Origin of the sequence: Propionicicella superfundia DSM 22317 (assembly GCF_000423465.1) — a bacterium.
GTDB classification, from domain to species: Bacteria; Actinomycetota; Actinomycetes; order Propionibacteriales; family Propionibacteriaceae; genus Propionicicella; species Propionicicella superfundia.
In genome coordinates, this window is sequence record NZ_AUIA01000011.1 from 131,412 (window position 1) to 150,363 (window position 18,952).

Sequence of the window (18,952 nt, forward strand, 5' to 3'; positions counted from 1 at the left end):
ACTCACCGGACTGGAGGCGTCATGTCACTGGACGAGGCTGTCGCCGAGCTTGCTCGGGCGTATCGCATCGACACCGAGTTCTGGGACTGGAAAGGTCGCCGGGTCGAGGTTCCTCGGGGGACGATCGTGGCGGCACTGGCAGCGATGGACGTCGACGCGTCCACGCCCGAGGCCGCACGGGAGGCGCTGGCCGCCTTCGAGGCGCGCCCCTGGACACGGATGCTGCCGAGTTTCGTCGTGATGGAACAGGGACGCGGCCGGACGGTCGACGTTCATGTGCCCGTGGGCAGCGCCCTGTCGACGGTCGTGTCGGTGCGGCTGGAGGACGGCGGCGAGTGGCAGCTCTCCCAGGCCGACAACTGGGATCCGGATCGCGAGGTCGACGGCGTCCTGAAGGCGCGGATGAGCTACTGGCTGCCCGACAACCTGCCGCTGGGCTACCACCGGATCCAGGCGACTGCAGAAGCGGTGACCGCTGAGACGACGCTGCTCGTCAGCCCGCATTTCCTGGGCCTGCCCCCGCAGCTCGGCGATCGTCGCGTCTGGGGATACGGCCTGCAGCTCTACAGCGTCCACGGCCAGAACTCGTGGGAGATCGGCGATCTGCGCGATCTGCGCGACCTCGCGGTGTGGTCGGCGACGCAGCAGAACGCGGACTACCTCCTCATCAATCCGCTGCATGCGGCGCAGCCCGAGCCTCCGACCGAGCCGTCGCCGTACCTGCCGACCAGCCGGCGCTATGTCAACCCGCTGTACATCCGTGTCGAGGCGATCATGGAGTACGCGCTGCTCAGCGAGGAGGACCGGCGCGAGATCCGCCGGATCAAGGACGCCCTGCACCGGCGCCTGACCGGCAGCCCGCTCATCCAGCGCGACCCGATCCTGTCGGCGAAGCTCGAGGCGCTGCGCATCGTGTACGAGGCGGGCCTGCCTCCGGCCAGCCAGATGGCCAAGCAGGAGTTCGCCCGTCGCGAGGGGCGCGGGCTCACGCAGTTCGCCACGTGGTGCGCCCTGGCGACCGAGTACGGGCCGCAGTGGCGGGGCTGGCCGGCGGAGTTGCAGCGGCCGTCGTCCCCGGCCGTGTCGGCCTGGGCGGCCGAGCACGCCGACGAGGTCGATTTCTACATCTGGATGCAGTGGATCGCCGATCAGCAACTGCGCCGGGCGCAGAGTTCGGCGCGCGACACCGGCATGGCGATCGGCATCGTCCACGACCTCGCCGTCGGCGTGTCGCCCGACTCGGCCGAGGCATGGTCGTTCCCCGATGTGTTCGCGCCGGGCGTGAGCGTCGGCGCGCCGCCGGATCCGTTCAACCAGTTCGGCCAGGACTGGGGTCAGATGCCGTGGCGGCCCGACCGGCTGGAGGAGTTGTCGTACGCGCCGTTCCGGACCATGGTGTCCGGCATCCTGCGCCATGCCGGTGGGCTGCGCGTCGACCACGTGATGGGCCTGTTCCGGCTCTGGTGGGTGCCCGAGGGAGCCAAGCCCCACGAGGGGACCTATGTCCGCTTCAACCACGAGGCGATGGTGGGCATCCTCGTGCTGGAGGCGTACCGGACGGGCGCGCTCGTCGTGGGGGAGGATCTGGGCACCGTCGAGCCGTGGGTCCGCGACTACCTGCGGGATCGGGGAATTCTCGGCACGTCGATCCTGTGGTTCGAGGAGGACGCCGCCGGGCCGCGTGATCCCGGGGCATGGCGCGACTACTGCATGGCGTCGGTGACGACCCACGACCTTCCGCCGACGGCCGGGTATCTGGCTCTGGACCATGTCCGCCTCCGCTCGGAGCTGGGCCTGCTGACCGAGAGCCTCGACCACGAGCTCGAGATCGCTCGGGCCGATCTGCAGCGGTGGATCGACAAGCTCGCGCAGTTGGGTCTGCTGCCGGGCGACGACGCCCTCGATCCGACGGAGAACCTGGTGCTCGCGCTGCACCGGTATCTGCACATGACACCCGCCCGGGTCCTGTGCGTGGCGCTCACCGACGCGGTGGGGGAGCGGCGCACCCAGAACCAGCCGGGCACCGTCGACGAGTACCCGAACTGGCGCGTGCCGCTCGGCGGTCCCGGTGGGGAGCCGTTGCTGTTGGAGGATCTGTTCCTCGCCGAGCGTCCGATGCGGATGTCGGCCCTGATGAACCGTTTTCGGAACGTGCCGCAGCCGTTTCGTCCGTTCGTGCCGGAGGCGAAGCGGAAGAAGAAGAGCCGCAAGCCGATCTGGGGTCTGTTCGGCTAGACCGGACGGCACGCTACGCCGACGGTGCCGAGCGCTCCGTTCCTCGCGCCCGACGGTGCCGAGCGCTCCGGAACTGCCGGAAAACCGGCGGAATCCGGGGGTTTGGGAGCGTTCGGCGCGTCCCCGATGGGGCGACGGGCCGGGCGCTCAGTCGGCCTCGGCTGCCGGACCCGACGCGGACTGGACCGCGACGCCCTTGCCGGCGAGCTTGAGCCAGACCTCGTCCAGCCTGGACGGGTCGACGGCCGCGGTGAGATCGGCGAGGACGGTGGTCGCGAAGCCGTAACAGGCCGCGGACAGAGCGGTCGCCTTCACGCAGTAGTCGGTCGCGATCCCGCACACGTCGACGGCGCGGATGCCCTCCTCGCGCAGGTACTCCACGAGCGGCTTGCCGCGGTGGGATCCCTCGAAGCCCGAATAGGCGGCGGTGTACTCGCCCTTGTCGAAGATCGCCGCGAAGACGGGATCGCCGAGGCCGGGGTGCAGGTCGGCGCCGGGCGTGCCGACGACGCAGTGCGGCGGCCAGGAGTCGACATAGTCGGGAGAATCCGAGAAGTGCGAGCCCGGGTCGATGTGGTGGTCGCGAGTCGCGACGACCAGGGCGTACCCGTGATCGCTGCGCAGGAGTTCGCCGATGCGGGCCGCGACGGACGCGCCGCCGGCGACCGCCAGCGAGCCTCCTTCGCAGAAGTCGTTCTGCACATCGACGACGATGAGTGCGGTGTTCATGATTCGCTCACAACGTAGGGATTGTTGGTCGGTCGGCCGTGCTCGTCGAGCAGCACGGTCGGGATGGCCGGTTCGCCGCGTGACATCTTGCCAGCGGATACGGGCAACTCGGAACGGGAGCGGACGTGGCGCTCCCGTGCCGCCGCCAGGGGCTCGCGGCCCACGACGGTCCCGTCGGTCATCAGTGGGACGAGAAGCGGCCGGTCGTTGTGGTCGCTGTCGGGTGCGGCGCCGATGCCGACGACCTCGGCCTCGGCGCGCCCGCGCTCGTCGAAACGACGGACGGCGAACTTCCGCCCGCCGATGGATGCCTTGGACGCGCTCTTCTTGGCCACGGGCACGAGCTCGGCGTCCGGGTCGTCGGAGGTCGCCCGGGCGACCAGCTTGTACACCAGGGCGCAGGTGGGCGCCCCGGAACCCGTCACGAGGGACGTCCCGACGCCGAACCCGTCGACCGGCGCGCCGCGCAGGGCGGCGATCTGCCACTCGTCCAGATCGCTGGTCACGATGATCCTGGTGTGTGTCGCACCCAGGGAGTCGAGCAGCCGCCGGACGTCCCGGGCGGCCTCGGCGAGGTCGCCGGAGTCGATGCGGATCGCACCGAGGCGGCCGCCGGTGAGCTCGACGCCGAGCCGCACCGCCTGCTCGACGTCGAAGGTGTCCACGAGCAGGGTGGTGTCCTCGCCGAGTGCGGCAAGCTGGGCGGCGAAGGCGTCCGACTCGGTGTCGTGGAGGAGTGTGAAGGCGTGTGCGGCGGTCCCTGTGGTCGGGATGCCGTGCGTGCGGCCCGCCTCCAGGTTGGAGGTCGCGACGAAGCCCGCGATATAGGCCGCCCGTGCGGCCGCCACCGCGGCACCCTCGCTGATCCGGCGCGAACCCATCTCGATGCAGGGCCGGTCTCCGGCCATGAGGGTCATCCGCGAGGCCGCCGAGGTGACGGCCGAGTCGTAGTTGTAGATCGACAGCAGGACGGTCTCGAGGACGACGGCCTCGGCGAACGACCCCTCGACGATGAGCAGCGGGGACCCGGGGAAGTACACCTCGCCCTCGGGGTATCCCCAGATGCTGCCCGTGAACCGGTAGGACGACAGCCAGTGGGCCGTGTCGTCGTCCACGACGTCGTGGGTGACGAGGAAGTCGAGTTCGGGTTCGCCGAACCGGAACGCCTCCACGGCGTCCAGTGCGCGCCCGACGCCGCCGACGACCCCGTACCGGCGGCCGGTCGGCAGCCGTCGGCCGAAGAGTTCGAAGATGCTGTGACGGAATGCCGTGCCGGACCGCAGTGCCGCCCTCACCATGGTCAGCTCGTAGTGGTCGGTCAGCAGCGCGGTCGTCGCGCCAAGCGCAAGGCTCATGACGCCAGCCTAGGCCGCAGTGACATGATGGGCGCATGAGTGAGACACACGGCACCGAGCACGCCGAGCCCGGCACGGGTCTCCTCGAGCGTGCGGACGAGCAGGAGATCGGGCAGCACCCCTGGGCGACCATCGTGTGGGACGACCCGGTGACGCTCATGTCCTATGTCACGTACGTGTTCGTCACCTACTTCCGCTACCCGCCGGCGCAGGCCGAGCGGCTCATGCTGAAGGTCCACAAGGAGGGGAAGGCCGTCGTGTCGAGCGGGACCCGCGAGGAGGTGGAGCGAGACGTGGCCGCCATGCACTCCTACGGTCTCCAGGCGACGGTGAGTCGGGGCGAATGAAGGTGTTCAACCGCGTCGGTGACATGTACGTCACCGAGCTGACCTCGTTCGAGGTCGAGCTGCTGTTCTCGCTCCTCGGTCAACTCGACGAGATCGTCGGCGTCGGTGCCGCGCCGGAGGGCGACCCGCTGGCGGCGATGCAGCACGAGGCCGAAACGGAGCGACTGGACCGGTCGGACCCGCTCGTGGGCCGGTTGTTCCCCTCCGCCTACCCCGACGACGCCGAGGCGAGCGCCGACTTCGCGCGCTTCACCGAGTACGAGCAGCGGACACAGCTCGCCCACGACCTCGCCATCGTGACCGGGGGCCTGGCCGGCACCGAGGACGGAACCCTGCCGCTCCAGGTGTACGCCGATGAGGTCGTGGCATGGCTGCGGGCGCTCTCGGCGCTTCATCTCGCGCTCGCCGCCCGGCTCGAGATCGTCGACGAGGCATCGTTGGAGCGTCTCGACCTTCTGCCCGAGGACCACCCCGACGCGTTCGGATACGAGATCTTCGAGTGGCTGGGGTCGGTGATGGAGAGTCTGCTGCGGTCCGTCTCCTGAGGGGTCGCTCCGCCGTCCCCGGCGTCAGGTCACCAGATCTGCGGCGGCCGTTCGGTGTCGCGGGTGGAGGCGGGGTCGACCGGTGCCTGCTCCTTGGGGCGCCTCGCTCTGGCTCCCTGACCCCTGCGCAGCGCACGCTCCCACGCCAGCAGGGCCTGCCGCATGAGGTTGGTGGGCTCCAGTGGTGGGATCGGCATCGCGCTCCTTCGCTGAGTTGGGTTCCATGATGCCTCAGGCCCTATTGTCGGTGGTTGTGAATGACGTGAATGCGCCGATCGGTGTGTTCGACTCCGGCTTCGGGGGGCTCACCGTGGCCCGCTCGATCTTCGACCTGATGCCCAACGAGGACATCGTCTACCTCGGGGACACCGCTCGGGCGCCGTACGGGCCGAAGCCCCTCAACGAGGTCCGCGAGTATGCGATCGAGTGCCTCGACCACCTCATGGCGCACGACGTGAAGGCCCTCGTCATCGCATGCAACTCGGCGAGCTCGGCGGTGTTGCGGGACGCCCGTGAGCGGTATGACGTGCCGGTCACCGAAGTCATCCTGCCGGCCGCCCGCCGCGCCGTCCGGGTGACGAAGAACGGTCGCGTCGGCGTCATCTGCACCGCGGCGACCGCCACCTCCCGCTCCTACGACGATGCCCTGGCGGCCGTCCCCGGCGTCACCTTGCACACCTCGGCGTGTCCGCTGTTCGTGGAGTTCGTCGAGGCGGGCGTCACGGGCGGTCCCGAGTTGCTGAACGTGGCCCGCGACTACCTCGCGCCGCTCCAGCGTGCCGATATCGACACGCTGATCCTCGGCTGTACGCACTACCCCCTGCTCGCGGGGCTCCTGACCTACGTCATGGGCGAGAAGGTCACCTTGGTGTCCTCGGCCGACGAGTGCGCGAAGGAGACGTTCGGCGTCCTCACCGACCACGGGCTGCTCCACGACCGTCCCCGGGACGCGGCGCGCACATTCCTCACCACGGGCAACCCCGAGCGGTTCTCCGGCATCGCGCACCGCCTGCTCGGGAATTTCGTCACCGACAGCACCCAGGTGTACGCGGTATGAACCCGGCGACGGGCTGCCCGGCGTTGCCTGTCGATCGCGCGTCGGGTCGCTAGGGTGGGCTCCGTGAATGGCACCCGCATCGACGGAAGGCGCCCGGACGATCTTCGTCCCGTGCGCATCACGCGCCACTGGCTGGACCATGCAGAGGGCTCTGTCCTCGTCGAGTTCGGACGGACGCGGGTGCTCGTCGCCGCCAGCGTCACCGAGGGAGTTCCCCGGTGGCGCAAGGGCTCCGGGCTCGGCTGGGTGACGGCCGAGTATGCGATGCTGCCGCGCGCCACGAACGAGCGCTCGCAGCGGGAGTCGACCAAGGGACGCGTCGGCGGGCGTACCCACGAGATCAGCCGCCTGGTGGGGCGGTCCCTGCGCGCGATCATCGACTACCGGGCGCTCGGGGAGAACACCATCGTGTTGGACTGCGACGTGCTGCAGGCCGACGGGGGAACGCGGACGGCGTCCATCACGGGGGCCTACGTGGCACTCGCGGACGCGGTGTCGTGGCTGCGGGACAGGGGGGCGCTCGTCGCGGAGCCGCTCACCGGTTCGGTCTCCGCCGTCTCCGTCGGCGTCGTCGGCGGTGAGTGCCTCCTCGACCTGTGCTACGAGGAGGATTCGACCGCCGACGTGGACCTGAACGTCGTCCTCGCCGGGGACGGCCGGTTCATCGAGGTTCAAGGGACGGCCGAGGGCCAGCCCTTCGAGCGAGCGCTCCTGGATCGGCTTCTCGATCTGGGGGCGGCCGGGTGCGAACAGGTGAGTCGAGTCCAACAGGAGTCCCTGCAGAGATGAAACAGATCGTTCTTGCGACGAACAACGACCACAAGCTCGTCGAGCTCCGCCGCTTGTTCAAGAACGGCGGTCTCGAGGTCGAGGTGCTCGGCCTCGCCGATGTCCCGCCGTACGAGGTGCCGCCCGAGAACCGGCGCAGCTTCGAGGGCAACGCCCTGCTGAAGGCCCGGGCGGCCATGCATGCGACCGGCCTGCCGTCCCTGGCCGACGACTCCGGTCTGGAGGTCGATCTCCTGAACAACATGCCGGGCGTCCGGTCGTCCCGCTGGGCGGGTGTGGACGCCACCGACGAGGAGAACACCGCCCTGCTCGTGCGCCAGCTCGCCGACACCGAGGAGACGCAGCGGACGGCCCGCTTCGTCGCTGTGATCGCCGTCGTGATGCCGGACGGCCGCGAGGAGGTCGTGCGCGGCACGATGAACGGCCGCATCGTCCTCGAGCCTCGTGGCAGCTTCGGCTTCGGGTACGATCCGATCTTCGTCGCCGAGGAGTACGACGTGACGAACGCCGAGCTGCAGCCCGAGGTGAAGGACGAGATCAGTCACCGCGGCAAGGCGATGCGGGCGGTCGGTCGGCGACTGCGCAAGCTCATGGACACGGAGCCCTTGTGAAGGCCTATCTCGATCTGCTCGACCGGATCCTCGCCGACGGCGTCCGGCGCGATGACCGCACCGGCACCGGCACGCTGAGCGTCTTCGGCCACCAGATGCGGTTCGACCTCCGCGAGGGGTTCCCGCTGCTGACGACGAAGAAGCTGCACACCCGCTCGATCTTCGCGGAGCTGCTGTGGTTCCTGCGGGGGGACACGAACCTCGCGTGGCTGCACGAGCAGAAGGTGACGATCTGGGACGAATGGGCCGACGAGGACGGCGACCTCGGGCCCATCTACGGTCATCAGTGGCGTTCCTGGCCGACGGCCGACGGCCGGACGATCGACCAGATCGCCCGCCTCGTCGAGGCGTTGCGCTCCAATCCGGACTCGCGGCGGCACATCGTGTCGGCGTGGAACGTCGGCGATGTCGACGAGATGGCCCTGCCGCCCTGCCACACGTTGTGGCAGTGCTACGTCGCCGAGGGACGGCTGTCGGTGCAGTTGTACCAGCGGTCGGGCGACGTCTTCCTCGGCGTCCCGTTCAACATCGCCTCGTACGCCCTGCTCACGCACCTGCTCGCGCAGGTGAGCGGCCTGGAGGTCGGCGAGTTCGTCCACACGCTGGGCGACGCGCATCTGTACCTCAACCATCTCGACCAGGCGAGGCTGCAACGGACACGCGAGCCGCGTCCGCTGCCGCGCATCCACATCAATCCCGAGGTGACGGCGATCGACGAGTTCGAGCTCAGCGACTTCGAGGTCGTCGGCTACGACCCTCACCCGAGCATCAAGGCACCCATCGCCGTATGACCCGGACACCGACCATGACCAAGACCGTGACCGCCATCGCGGCGGTGGCCCGCAACGACGTGATCGGGGTCGGGCAGCGGATCCCGTGGCACCTCCCCGAGGACTGGGAGCGCTTCCAGGCCGTGACGATCGGGAACATCCTCATCATGGGCCGCAAGACGTACGACTCCATCGGGGCTCCGCTGCCGGGCCGCACGACGATCGTCGTCAGCCGTTCTCGCCCGGAGCTGCCTGCGGGCGTCCGCGTCGTGGAGTCCCTGGACGCTGCGCTGGAGCTGGCCGAGTCCTTGCCGGGGAGGGTGTTCGTCGCCGGTGGCGCGGAGGTGTACCGGGCCGCCTGGCCGCGCCTCACGGACCTCGACCTGACGCTGGTGGACCAGGAGCCCGAGGGCGGGACGGCGTTCTTTCCCAGCGTGAATCCGTCCGAATGGGACGAGATCGCGACGGTGGCGCGCGAGGGCTACACGTTCGTGCGGTACCGCCGCCGCCGCTGAGGCGACCGTCGCGCCGCGCTCGCGCGTCGAACGCTCCACAACTGGCGGAATTCCGCTGGAATCCGGCAGTTCGGGAGCGCTCGGCGAGGTGCGCGGGGCTCGGACGTCGGCGACGACACCCCGTCAGGAGTTGTTCTTCGACTCCTGGACGGTCGCGGCGGCCGTCGCCACCGGGGTGCTGGTCTGCGTGGACACGCCGGCGGGACTCGTCCCCGAGGTGGGGGTCGTCCGGGTGGCCGACGGTGTCGCGGACGCGGTCGGCGTCGCCTCGGTGGAGGTCGTCGTGGTGGCGGACGCCGGGGTCGGGGTGACCGACGACGTGGAGGCCGGTTCCGTGCTGGACGCGCTCGTGCCCGTCTCGGTGGAGGTCGGTTCGGCGCTCGACCCGGAGCTCGACGTGGCGGTCGGCTCGGCGGCGACGGCCCTGCGCCCCTGCGCGATCTGCCCCAGCGACGTGCCCTGGCCGCCGGACAGCGATTCGCCGGTGAGTGCCTCGAAGCCGGTGATGGCTCCGAGGGAGATCGCGAAGGCGGCGGCCGCCGACGCCAGGGACGCGCCCACGAGGACCGGCCACCGCCGACGAGGAGGAGTCGTGCCGGCGGGCCGGGTCTTCTCGGCCGTCGTCACCGTGCCGTCCACGGGCAGGACGGTGGTGGCGTCCGGATCCGGGATGGGCAGGACGGTCGTCGCGTCCGGGTCGGCGGTGGGCAGGAGGACCGTCGCGTCCGTGTCGCCGGTCGAGGCGAGCGCCTCGGCGTCGTGCGGGGTCGCGTCGAGGACGATGCTGCCGGCTTCGGCCGGGTCCGCGGCCTGGGCGGCCGTCGTGTCCGTGGCGAGCGGTGCCGTCGCGGCGCGTGCCTCCTCCGTCGGCTCGATGCCGCGGATCCGCCGGGTTCCGAGCACGGTCAGGTGCTTGATGTGATGGTGGGTCTTCTCGATCCCGGCCTGGTAGACCGTGCCGGCCACCGCCGAGGCGACGCTGCCGACCGCGGCGCCGAACACCGTGCCGGCCACGCCGAGCTGGGAGCCGAGGATCGCGGCCGTGGCGGCGGCCATCGCACCGGCCGTGACCTGGGGTACCGAGATGCGGGGGGTCTTCTCTGTGGGTTCCGTGTCGTCCGTGCTGGTATCGCTCAAGATCTCGTTCGATTCCTTGCCGTTGTTCAGCACTCCATTCTAGTCACCCGGCTAGAAAGTCCCTGATCATCGGCTGTGAGCCTCCTCAGGCTCGGTTCGGCCGCGCCCGAGCGATGACGCGTCGGTCAGGCCTCGTCCGCCTCGGGGGCGGGTGCCGGTGCGGGTTCCGCGAGCCGTTCCTGGATGCGAGCCTCGACGAGCTCGTCCAGCTTCTTCTGCGACGGCGCGAAGCGGGTCGGCAGGCTCAGGCCCACGCCGAGCGCCAGGCCGGCGCCTGCGGCGAGTGCCGCGATGACGAGCACCGTCTGACGCGGGTCCTTCAGACCGGAGGTCGTGCCGTAGCGGGTCGCGATCTCCCAGATGACCTTGATGTCGATCATCACGGTCATGAACAGCAGGGAACCGGCGATGATGAGCCCGATGAGGCCGACGGCGAGGAGGATGATCTTGAGCACCTTCATGCCCGCAGGATAGGGCCGCGCGGGGTGCGGCGGGGAGTGCCCGCGCCGGTTCCGTACACTGAGGCCGGAAGCCGGAGTGGTGGAATGGCAGACACGCAGGATTTAGGTTCCTGTGCCGCAAGGCGTGAGGGTTCAAGTCCCTTCTCCGGCACGTCTTCTCCCGTGCGCGACGCGGCGGGCCGAGCCGGTGGCGTCGGCCGAGGTTCCGGCCTCGAGACCCTCCACGACTCTCTCGCCGGGGATGCGCCGGCACCCTCGCCCAGGCATCGCCCTCGAACGGGGGACCCTCCGGCCTTGATTATCTGATAGTCGTCTCTCAAAATGGGAGTGTGATATCAGTTCCAAAGCACGACGGCCGCTCGCCGCGGATCGATGCCCTGTCGAACATCGGGCGGATCACCGCTGCCGCCAGGCAGGCGTTCCGCGAATCGGCCGAGGCGACGCTGAGCGCCATCGCCCGCCGCGCGGGCGTGGGCGTCGCCACCTTGTACCGGCACTTCCCCAACAGGGAGAGCCTCGCCGGAGCAGTCATGGAGCAGGTCTTCCACGAAGAGGTGGAGCCCCTGCTGGCCGCGTTCTCCCGGACGGGTGCACGCCGGGAGGATCTGCTGGACGTCGCCGACCGGGTCGTGCAGGTCCTGGAGGGCGAGTGGGGAGTCGCGGCGTCCGTGGGCGACCTGCCCGCGTTCGCCGCCCGGCACCTGGCCGGACGCGAGGAGTTGCTGCAGACGGTCCACCGGGCGCAGGCCGCCGGGAACCTCCGCGCCGACCTCGATGTCGGGGACGTGCCGGTGCTGCTGGCGATGGTCATCACCGCCCCGGGGGTCGTCAACGCCGAGCCGGCCTCCCGGCGTCGCTATCTCAGCCTGCTCCTCGACGGGTTGAATCCGCATCACGCCGAGCCCCTGCCGGCCCGCACCGACAGCGAGGTGTCCGCGTCGTGACCGCGGGGCTGGGGCTCGCGCTCGGCGGGGGAGCGGTGCTCGGTGCCGCGCACCTCGGCGTCCTGCAGGCCCTTCATGCCCGCGGTCTGGTCCCCGAGGTCATCACCGGCACCAGCGCCGGTGCCCTCGTGGGCGCCGCCTACGCGGCCGGGCTGAGCCTCGACGAGATGGAGGACCGCATGCTCACCACCACCTGGGCGGCGGTCGGCCGCCTGACCCTGGCGCCGAGGTTCGGCCTGCTCGACTCCCGCGTCCTGGAGGACACCGTGCTGGAGATGGTGGGCAGCGCGGCGCTCGTCGAGTCGCTTCCGCGCCGCTTCGGCGCCGTGGCGACGGACCTGCTGACCCGCCGGGCCGTCGTGCTGGACTCCGGCCCGCTCGGCAGGAGCCTGCGGGCCAGCATCGCCGTGCCGGGCCTGTTCCCGCCGGTGGTGACAGGAGGGTGCGTCCTGGTCGACGGCGGCGTCGCGGCGAATCTGCCCATCGAGGCCTGCCGGCGGCTCGGCGGGCACACCGTCGTCGCGGTCCGGCTCCGCCCGGAGTGGGACATGGTGCCGCTGGTGCGCTCACGCGAATCCATCGCCCGCCTCGAACAGGAGCCGGCCACGCTGGTGATCCGACCGGACGTGAAAGGCCTGTCCCAATGGACGCTGGCCGACGTCCCGCGACTCATCGACGCCGGGCGTCAGGCCGCCGACGAGTCGCTCGACGCCGCAGGCCTGTCGCCGGCGACCCGGCCGGGATCGCCGCCCGGTGAGGACCCCGGTTCCGTGGGGGGCTCGCTGTGACCGCCCTCGACGCGAGCGTGACGGCGCTGTGCTTTCTCGCGTACGGCTTCCTGGGCTGGGTGGCCGAGGGCGCGGTCGCGGTCTTCCAGCGCCGCTGGTTCGCGAACCCGGGCTTCCTCGCCGGTCCGGTCGTGCCGATCTACGGGGTCGGCGCCCTGGCGATCCTCGTCGCGACGCGGCCGGTCGACGACGATCCGCTGCTGGTCTTCCTTCTCAGCGTCGCGATCGCCACGGCCGTCGAGTTCATCGGGCACCTGGCACTGGAGAAGACGCTGGGACTGGTGCTGTGGGACTACACGGGCCACGTGGGCAACATCCAGGGCCGGGTGTGCACGCTCAACTCCCTCGCCTTCGGCGTCGGGGGCGTGCTCGTCGTGTTCGTGTTCGACCCGTGGCTGCGGGGGTCGCTGGCCGCTCTCGGCGTAACCACCCTGGTCAGCATCGCCTCGGCGCTCGGAGCCCTGTTCGTCGCCGACCTCGCGCGTTCGGTGGTCGTCGTCGCCGCCTCGCGCCCGGAGGTTCGTGCCGCCTGGGCATCGCTCAGCGAGGTCAGGGCGCAGATCGAGCTGCAACTCGACCTCCTCAGCGACAGCCTCGAAGGACGCCGCCGCCGACAGCGGGTCCGGAGGCTGCGGCGGGCCAGCGAGGTGTTCGACCGGCTCGCGCGGGCGTTCCCGGCGGCGCGCGTCATCGCCACGCTTCCGCGGTCCGTCCGTGGCGAGCGTCCGCCTCTGACCGGGCCCGCTCACGATCCCATCCGGGCGCGCCCGGATCGGCCCCGGCGATCCGATACGGCTCTTCACAACTGACGATGCGTCGCGGGATGCGGCGCGGGCTCCCGCCGCAGAGGCGTACCGTGTCGTGGGGTCACGGGAGGTCTGGTGGCGGATCCGGAGTTGCGCGCCCTGCTGCGGCGCCTGGTTCTGCCCGTCTACGTCCCGGCGGCCCTGTACGCGACAGGAGCGGCCGCCATCGTCCCGGTCATCCCCCTGGTCGGCCTTCGCCTCGGACTGAGCGTGCCGCAGGTCGCCCTGCTCACCACGATCGCCGGTCTCGTCACGGTCATCGGCCCGATTCCCACCGGGCAGCTCGTGGTTCGGATCGGCGAGCGTGCCGCGTTGATCATCGGAGGCGCGGTCTCGGTCGGGTCCGTGATCGCCTGTCTGGTCGCTGCGGGGACCTCCGACGCCCGGCCCGGCGCCATGGCCGCCCTCTTCTGCGTCGCGATCCTCGTCATGAGCCTGGGAGACCTGACCTGGGACCTGGGGCGGCAGACGTACGTCGCCGACGAGGTGCCGGCCCGGTTCCGCGCCCGGGCCATGACGCTGTTCGGTGGGACGATCCGGGTCGGGCGGATCGTCGGGCCGCTGCTGGGCGCGGGTGCCATCGCCCTCGGCGGTCTGGCCGCGCCCTTCGCCGTGCACCTGGTGGCAGCCGTCGCCTCCATCGTCCTCATCACGGTGTTCCTCGTGCCGGGCCCGGCCGCGGAGGACCCGGCGTCCCTGGACGACGGCGGAGCGCCGCCGCTGAGCCGCCGGGACGTGGTGCGGCCCCTGATCCTCGTCGGGATCGCCCCGCTCGTGCTGACGGCGGTCCGCACCAACCGCGATCTGCTGCTGCCTCTGCTCGGGAACCACTTCGGACACTCCGAGTCCGTCGTCGCCCTGGTGTTCGGGGTCGCGGCGCTCGTCGAACTGGCGTTCATCTGGCCCGCAGGGCCGATCATGGACCGGTTCGGGCGTGCCGCGGTGCTCGTCCCGTGCCTCGTGATCACCGGCATCAGCTACCTGCTGGCCCCCCTCGCGGGGACCGTGGCCGGCTTCCTCCTCCTCTCGGTGGTCTTCGCCGTCGGCAACGGGCTCGGCGCCGGGATCGTGAAGACCTTGAGCGCGGACGTGACGCCACCCGAACGGCGGGCCGCGTGGATGGGTCTGTACAACAGCCTGGTGGGCACCGGAAGCCTCGTCGGCCCCGCCCTGGTCACCGTCGCGACCGGGATAGCGGGGATCGTCACCGCAAGTTTCCTGACCGGCGGTCTCGCGCTGGCCGGCGCCGTATGGGCCGCCCACTGGGTGCCGCGGCTCATTCCTCGTCCCCGGCTCCGGGAGTCGCAGGGACCCCCGGTCGGTCACCTCTGAGAGCTGTCGACCGCTTTCGGCCGGCGGTCGGTCAGCTCCCGCTCGGCACCGCCTGCGCACTCGGCGCCACCTCGGCACCCACGAGCGCATGGTTCTTGTGGGCGCTCGCGACGACGAGCTTGATCCGGTTCAACTGGTTGACCTCACTGGCGCCGGGGTCGTAGTCGATCGAGGTGATGTTGGCCTGCGGGTACAGACGTCGCAGCTCGCGGAACATGCCCTTGCCGACGACGTGGTTCGGCAGGCAGGCGAACGGCTGTGCACAGATGATGTTGGGCGTGCCCGACTCGATGAGCTCCATCATCTCGGCCGTGAGCAGCCAGCCCTCGCCGGCGGTCGTCCCGAGCGAGATGACCTCCTGCGCGCGTTCGGCCATGGTCTCCATATCGGCCTGGACGTCGAACTTGCCGCCGCACGAGGCGAGCGCCTTGCGCACCGGAGCCTGATACTGCTCCAGCGCCCACAGCCCGATCTTCTTGGCCCGCACCGACTTCTCGCCGATCCCCAGGTTCCGCGCCTTCCAGTCGCCGGTGTACAGCGCCTGCCCGAAGAACTCCAGGAGGCCGGGCAGAACGGCCTCGCACCCCTCGTCCTCGATCACCTGGACGGCATGGTTGTTCGCGTCGGGGTGGAACTTCACGAGGATCTCGCCGACGAGGCCCACCCGCGGCTTGCGGGGGACGGGACGCAGCGGGAGCGCGTCGAACTCCGACACGATGTGCCGCACCAGCCAGCCGTACGTCACCCGGCGGCGCAGTGTTGCGGAGAACCCGCCCTCGGTGAAGTACTCCTGGCAGATGGCGTCCCAGTGCGCGTACAACGCCTGCGCCGCGCCGGCCTCGGCCTCGTACGGGCGAACCCGCAGCAGGACGGTCTGCAGCAGGTCCCCGAGCACGAGGGCCTGGACGCCGCGATGGACGAGCGCCGGGGTGATCGAGAAGCCGGGGTTCTCCTCCAGCCCCTGCGCGCTCACCGCCACGACCGGGACCTGTTCGAAGCCGGCGTCCTTCAGCCCCTTGCGGAGCATGCCGGCGTAGTTGGTCGCGCGGCACATGCCGCCGGTCTGGGTGATGACGACACTGGAGTTGTCGGGGTCGGCGTCACCGGTGAGGAACTTGTTGATCAACTGCCCGATGACCATGATCGCCGGGTAGCAGGCGTCGTTGTTGACGAACGTGAGACCCGCCTCGATGTCCTCGGGCGTCGTCTTCTCCAGCAGTTCGATCTTGTAGCCCATGCGCTTCACGACAGCCGCGACGAGGCGGAAGTGGATGGGGGACATCTGCGGCGCGTACAACGTGTGCGTCTTCTTCGCCGCCTTCGTGAACACGGCCCGGGTGGCGACCCGCTCGTCGGTCGGGTACGTCGCGATCTCGGCGCTGTGACGACGCTCGGCCGCCGCGGCCTTCAGCGACCGCAGCCGGATGCGCGCGGCCCCGAGGTTGGACACCTCGTCGATCTTCAGCACCGTGTACACGTTGTCGGAGGCCTCGAGGATCTCCTGCACCTGGTCGGTGGTGATCGCGTCGACACCGCAGCCGAACGAGTTGAGCTGGACGAGCTCGATCCGCGGGTCGGTGGTGGAGACCGCGGCCGCCTCGTACAGGCGTGTGTGGTAGGCCCACTGGTCCCGTACCCGCAGCGGACGCTCCAGGACGGGGTTGTCGATCACGCTGTCCTCGGTGAGGACGGCCATGCCGAGCCCGGCGATGAGCTCGGGGATGCCGTGGTTGATCTCGGGATCGACGTGGTAGGGCCGTCCGGCGAGGATGATGCCGCGGGCGTCGTGCTCGTCGATCCACTCCATCGCGCGGCGCCCTTCGGCGCGGACGTCGGCTTTCGCCGCCGCGTCCTCCTCCAGTCCGGCCGCGACCGCGGTCTGGGCCTCGGCGAGGGTGACGCCGTCGGACGCGAACACCTCCGTCAGCCGTCGCGCCAGCAGCTCGGGCTGGTCCAGGTTGAGGAACGGCGCGAGGTAGCGGACGCCCTCCTCGGCCAGCCGGGGGATGTTCTTCTCCAGCACCTGGGGGTAGAACGCGACGATCGGGCAGTTGAAGTGGTTGTCCGCACCGGCGAAGTGCTGCCGCTCGTACGGGACGCAGGGGAAGAAGATCGTCCGGACGCCGCGGTCGAGCAGGTCCTCGATGTGGCCGTGGCTGAGCTTGGCCGGGTAGCACACGTTCTCGGACGGGATCGACTCGGCTCCGCGCGCCAGCGTGTCGTGGCCGGACCGCCCCGAGATCATCACGCGGAAGCCGAGCTTCGTGAGCACCGTGAACCAGAACGGGAAGTTCTCGTACATGTTGAGCACGCGCGGGATGCCGATGTCGCCCCGGGTTGCGGCCTTCTCGGTGAGGCGACGGTAGCTGAACAGACGCCGGTACTTGTAGTCGTACAGGTTCGGCACCTCGGACTTCTTCGGGATCCGCTCGGTGCTCGCGCCGCGCTCGCACCGGTTGCCCGAGACGTGCCGGGTGCCGTCGCCGAACATCGAGATCGTGAGCTGGCAGTGGTTCTGGCACAGCCGGCACGTGTCGAGGGTCGTCTCGACGGAGAAGGCGTCGAGCTCGGACGGTCCCATGATCTCGGAGTGCTCGCCGGGCACGTACTGGTGGCTGGCCGTCAGGGCGGCGCCGAACGCCCCCATGAGCCCGGCGATGACGGGTCGGACGACGGTCGTCTTCGTGAGCAGCTCGAACGCCCGCAGCACCGCGTCGTTGAGGAAGGTGCCGCCCTGGACGACGACCTTCTCGCCGAGCTGGGACGCGTTCTTGAGCTTGATGACCTTGTAGAGGGCGTTCCGCACGACGGAGTAGGACAACCCCGCGGAGATGTCGGCGACGCCCGAGCCCTCCTTCTGGGCCTGCTTCACCGACGAGTTCATGAACACGGTGCAGCGGCTGCCCAGGTCGACGGGGTGGGTCGCCTCCGTCGCCAGTTTCGCGAAGCTGGCGACGTCCGTCCCCATCGTCTCGGCGAAGGTCTGCAGGAAGGATCCGCACCCCGACGAGCACGCCTCGTTGACCGCGATGGAGTCGACCACGCCACCCCGGATCTTCAGGTACTTCATGTCCTGGCCGCCGATGTCGATGACGGAGGTCACGCCAGGGCTGATGTGCTCGGCGGCGCGATAGTGCGCCATCGTCTCGACCTCGCCGTCGTCCACGCGCAACGCGGCCTGGATCAGCCCCTCGCCGTACCCGGTGACGCAGGCCCGGCCGAGCCAGGCGGCCGGCGGGATCTCGGCGTGCACCTGCCGGACGATGTCGACGGCGGCCGCGACGGGATCGCCCCTGTTGGAGGCGTAGTGGCTGAACAGCAGCCGGTCCTCGCCGTCGAGAAGGACGGCCTTGATCGTCGTCGAGCCGGCGTCGATGCCGAGGAAACACGGCCCGGTCGCCTCCGAGAGGAGGGCGCGCGGGACGTCGGCGGCCGCATGCCGTGCGGTGAACTCGGTGCGCTCGTCCTCGTCGGCGAACAGGGGCCGCAGGGCAGGCGTGGCGAGGGCGAGCGGGATGACGACGCGGGTGAGTCCGGCCAGCAGGTCGGACACCGTCCGGGCCTTGCCGCCGGCCAGCAGCGCCGCGCCGATCGCGACGAAGAGCTGGGCGTTGTCGGGCGTCGTGAACGAGTCCACCATGCCGTCGAGCGCCCTCTTGTAGGCCTCGCGCAGTTGCGGCAGGAAGTGCAGCGGGCCTCCGAGGAAGACGAGGTTGCCGCGGATGGGATGTCCGCACGCGAGGCCCGAGATCGTCTGCAGCGCGACCGCCTGGAACACGGACGCGGCGAGGTCGGTGTGCGGGGCGCCCTGGTTGATGAGGGGCTGCAGATCGGACTTCGCGAACACTCCGCAGCGGGAGGCGATCGGGTAGAGATTGCGGTAGCGGGAGGCGAGGTCGTCCAGGCCGGCGGCGTCGGTCTGCAGGAGGGACGCCATCTGGTCGATGAACGCGCCGGTGCCTCCGGCGCAGGTGCCGTTCATCCGCTGCTCGGGGGTCGGGCGCAGATAGGTGATCTTCGCGTCCTCGCCGCCGAGTTCGATGACGACGTCGGCGGCGGGCAGGAACTGCTGCACGGCCTCGGTGCTGGCGATGACCTCCTGGACGAAGTCCGTCCCCATCAGGTCGGCGACGACCAGCCCGCCCGAACCGGTGACGGCGGCGTGGAACTCGGTGACGGGGAACTGCTCGCCGATCGAGCGCAGCAGGTTCTTCAGCTCGCCGCGGACGTCGGCGTTGTGCCGTCGGTAGTCGCTGAATACGACCTCGGTTCCGCGGAGGATGACGGCCTTCACCGTTGTGGAACCGATGTCCAGGCCGAGCGCGAGGGGGGCCTCGGAGTGTGCGGGCGGCTCCGTGAGGCCGTCGGGCGCGCCCGCGAGGGTCGCGCAGGCCGGACTGTCAGACGCGGCGGGCCCGGGCACAGCTCTCATTCCTCATCCTCACTTCCCGCGACACGGCGGCCTCGGCATGTCACGGGACCGGGGGTGCATCCCACTACGACGGACCGATGCTGCCATCGTAAGCCCCTG

General features: G+C 70.3%; 18 protein-coding genes and 1 tRNA gene. 13 read left to right on the top strand and 6 right to left on the bottom strand.

What is annotated here, in order from left to right; all coding sequences use genetic code 11:
- The first annotated feature begins 21 nt into the window (after positions 1 to 21).
- Positions 22 to 2,235 carry a 4-alpha-glucanotransferase gene (gene malQ, locus G555_RS16985; RefSeq protein ID WP_084634472.1) on the top strand — a complete coding sequence of 738 codons (2,214 nt, stop codon included), beginning with the start codon at positions 22 to 24 and terminating at the stop codon, positions 2,233 to 2,235.
- Positions 2,236 to 2,382: 147 nt separating this feature from the next.
- Here malQ and G555_RS0100625 read toward each other — a convergent pair whose 3' ends face one another.
- Both G555_RS0100625 and G555_RS0100630 read right to left on the bottom strand, forming a co-directional pair.
- On the bottom strand, positions 2,383 to 2,964 hold the full coding sequence (locus G555_RS0100625) for an isochorismatase family protein (protein WP_028707383.1): 582 nt from the start codon (positions 2,962 to 2,964) through the stop codon (positions 2,383 to 2,385).
- Positions 2,961 to 4,319 carry a nicotinate phosphoribosyltransferase gene (locus tag G555_RS0100630; RefSeq protein WP_028707384.1) on the bottom strand — a complete coding sequence of 453 codons (1,359 nt, stop codon included), beginning with the start codon at positions 4,317 to 4,319 and terminating at the stop codon, positions 2,961 to 2,963. The genes G555_RS0100625 and G555_RS0100630 overlap by 4 nt, the downstream gene beginning before the upstream one ends.
- Positions 4,320 to 4,354: 35 nt before the next feature.
- Between G555_RS0100630 and clpS the strand changes: the two genes are divergently transcribed.
- On the top strand, positions 4,355 to 4,666 hold the full coding sequence (clpS, locus tag G555_RS0100635; protein WP_028707385.1) for an ATP-dependent Clp protease adapter ClpS: 312 nt from the start codon (positions 4,355 to 4,357) through the stop codon (positions 4,664 to 4,666).
- Entirely contained in the window at positions 4,663 to 5,211 is a 549-nt protein-coding gene (locus tag G555_RS16990) for a DUF2017 family protein (RefSeq protein WP_051208029.1), read from the top strand. Before clpS ends, G555_RS16990 begins: the two co-directional genes overlap by 4 nt.
- 29 nt (positions 5,212 to 5,240) lie before the next feature.
- On the opposite strand, the gene G555_RS22090 is transcribed toward G555_RS16990, so the two are convergent.
- Positions 5,241 to 5,408 carry a hypothetical protein gene (locus G555_RS22090; protein WP_156887356.1) on the bottom strand — a complete coding sequence of 56 codons (168 nt, stop codon included), beginning with the start codon at positions 5,406 to 5,408 and terminating at the stop codon, positions 5,241 to 5,243.
- A gap of 29 nt (positions 5,409 to 5,437) precedes the next feature.
- Here G555_RS22090 and murI point away from each other — a divergent pair, with 29 nt between their 5' ends.
- From murI to G555_RS0100670, 5 genes are read left to right on the top strand one after another with little or no spacing between them, the layout of a single operon-like run.
- Positions 5,438 to 6,268: a glutamate racemase gene (murI, locus tag G555_RS16995; protein ID WP_036920540.1), complete on the top strand. Its 831-nt coding sequence runs from the start codon at positions 5,438 to 5,440 to the stop codon at positions 6,266 to 6,268.
- 54 nt (positions 6,269 to 6,322) lie between these two features.
- Positions 6,323 to 7,057, top strand: a complete 735-nt coding sequence (gene rph / locus G555_RS0100655) for a ribonuclease PH (protein ID WP_245581152.1) — start codon at positions 6,323 to 6,325, stop codon at positions 7,055 to 7,057.
- Positions 7,054 to 7,668 carry an RdgB/HAM1 family non-canonical purine NTP pyrophosphatase gene (gene rdgB / locus G555_RS0100660; protein ID WP_028707387.1) on the top strand — a complete coding sequence of 205 codons (615 nt, stop codon included), beginning with the start codon at positions 7,054 to 7,056 and terminating at the stop codon, positions 7,666 to 7,668. The genes rph and rdgB overlap by 4 nt, the downstream gene beginning before the upstream one ends.
- Positions 7,665 to 8,459, top strand: coding sequence for a thymidylate synthase (locus G555_RS0100665; protein WP_028707388.1), 795 nt, complete (start codon positions 7,665 to 7,667; stop codon positions 8,457 to 8,459). Before rdgB ends, G555_RS0100665 begins: the two co-directional genes overlap by 4 nt.
- Before the next feature lie 14 nt (positions 8,460 to 8,473).
- On the top strand, positions 8,474 to 8,953 hold the full coding sequence (locus G555_RS0100670; protein WP_028707389.1) for a dihydrofolate reductase: 480 nt from the start codon (positions 8,474 to 8,476) through the stop codon (positions 8,951 to 8,953).
- 123 nt (positions 8,954 to 9,076) lie between these two features.
- Here G555_RS0100670 and G555_RS0100675 read toward each other — a convergent pair whose 3' ends face one another.
- Positions 9,077 to 10,090 carry a hypothetical protein gene (locus G555_RS0100675; protein WP_156887358.1) on the bottom strand — a complete coding sequence of 338 codons (1,014 nt, stop codon included), beginning with the start codon at positions 10,088 to 10,090 and terminating at the stop codon, positions 9,077 to 9,079.
- 125 nt (positions 10,091 to 10,215) lie between these two features.
- Entirely contained in the window at positions 10,216 to 10,551 is a 336-nt protein-coding gene (locus G555_RS0100680) for a hypothetical protein (RefSeq protein ID WP_156887359.1), read from the bottom strand.
- Positions 10,552 to 10,621: 70 nt separating this feature from the next.
- Here G555_RS0100680 and G555_RS0100685 point away from each other — a divergent pair.
- The 5 genes from G555_RS0100685 to G555_RS17010 all read left to right on the top strand — a co-directional run bounded on the left by G555_RS0100685 (position 10,622) and on the right by G555_RS17010 (position 14,421).
- Positions 10,622 to 10,702, top strand: a tRNA-Leu gene (locus G555_RS0100685).
- Between the two features lie 178 nt (positions 10,703 to 10,880).
- A complete protein-coding gene (locus G555_RS0100690) occupies positions 10,881 to 11,495 on the top strand; it encodes a TetR/AcrR family transcriptional regulator (RefSeq protein ID WP_028707392.1) in 615 nt (204 codons plus the stop codon).
- Positions 11,492 to 12,283 carry a patatin-like phospholipase family protein gene (locus tag G555_RS17000; protein WP_051208032.1) on the top strand — a complete coding sequence of 264 codons (792 nt, stop codon included), beginning with the start codon at positions 11,492 to 11,494 and terminating at the stop codon, positions 12,281 to 12,283. The genes G555_RS0100690 and G555_RS17000 overlap by 4 nt, the downstream gene beginning before the upstream one ends.
- Positions 12,280 to 13,092: a putative ABC transporter permease gene (locus G555_RS20935; RefSeq protein ID WP_051208035.1), complete on the top strand. Its 813-nt coding sequence runs from the start codon at positions 12,280 to 12,282 to the stop codon at positions 13,090 to 13,092. Before G555_RS17000 ends, G555_RS20935 begins: the two co-directional genes overlap by 4 nt.
- Before the next feature lie 72 nt (positions 13,093 to 13,164).
- Complete coding sequence (locus G555_RS17010; RefSeq protein WP_051208039.1) at positions 13,165 to 14,421, top strand: MFS transporter; 1,257 nt, start codon at positions 13,165 to 13,167, stop codon at positions 14,419 to 14,421.
- A gap of 31 nt (positions 14,422 to 14,452) precedes the next feature.
- Here the strand turns inward: G555_RS17010 and G555_RS17015 are convergent, their stop codons facing one another.
- A complete protein-coding gene (locus G555_RS17015; RefSeq protein ID WP_084634474.1) occupies positions 14,453 to 18,853 on the bottom strand; it encodes an acyl-CoA dehydratase activase-related protein in 4,401 nt (1,466 codons plus the stop codon).
- Between the last annotated feature and the right edge of the window lie 99 nt (positions 18,854 to 18,952).

What these genes read in the sequence shown, in the direction of transcription:
- G555_RS0100630 (WP_028707384.1), bottom strand. Translation starts at nt 4,319, where the DNA reads ATGAGCCTTGCGCTTGGCGCGACGACCGCGCTGCTGACCGACCACTAC.
- G555_RS17015 (WP_084634474.1), bottom strand. Translation starts at nt 18,853, where the DNA reads ATGAGAGCTGTGCCCGGGCCCGCCGCGTCTGACAGTCCGGCCTGCGCG.
- rdgB (WP_028707387.1), top strand. Translation starts at nt 7,054, where the DNA reads ATGAAACAGATCGTTCTTGCGACGAACAACGACCACAAGCTCGTCGAG.
- G555_RS0100670 (WP_028707389.1), top strand. Translation starts at nt 8,474, where the DNA reads ATGACCAAGACCGTGACCGCCATCGCGGCGGTGGCCCGCAACGACGTG.
- G555_RS22090 (WP_156887356.1), bottom strand. Translation starts at nt 5,408, where the DNA reads ATGCCGATCCCACCACTGGAGCCCACCAACCTCATGCGGCAGGCCCTG.
- G555_RS0100680 (WP_156887359.1), bottom strand. Translation starts at nt 10,551, where the DNA reads ATGAAGGTGCTCAAGATCATCCTCCTCGCCGTCGGCCTCATCGGGCTC.
- malQ (WP_084634472.1), top strand. Translation starts at nt 22, where the DNA reads ATGTCACTGGACGAGGCTGTCGCCGAGCTTGCTCGGGCGTATCGCATC.
- clpS (WP_028707385.1), top strand. Translation starts at nt 4,355, where the DNA reads ATGAGTGAGACACACGGCACCGAGCACGCCGAGCCCGGCACGGGTCTC.
- G555_RS16990 (WP_051208029.1), top strand. Translation starts at nt 4,663, where the DNA reads ATGAAGGTGTTCAACCGCGTCGGTGACATGTACGTCACCGAGCTGACC.
- G555_RS0100625 (WP_028707383.1), bottom strand. Translation starts at nt 2,964, where the DNA reads ATGAACACCGCACTCATCGTCGTCGATGTGCAGAACGACTTCTGCGAA.
- murI (WP_036920540.1), top strand. Translation starts at nt 5,438, where the DNA reads ATGCCTCAGGCCCTATTGTCGGTGGTTGTGAATGACGTGAATGCGCCG.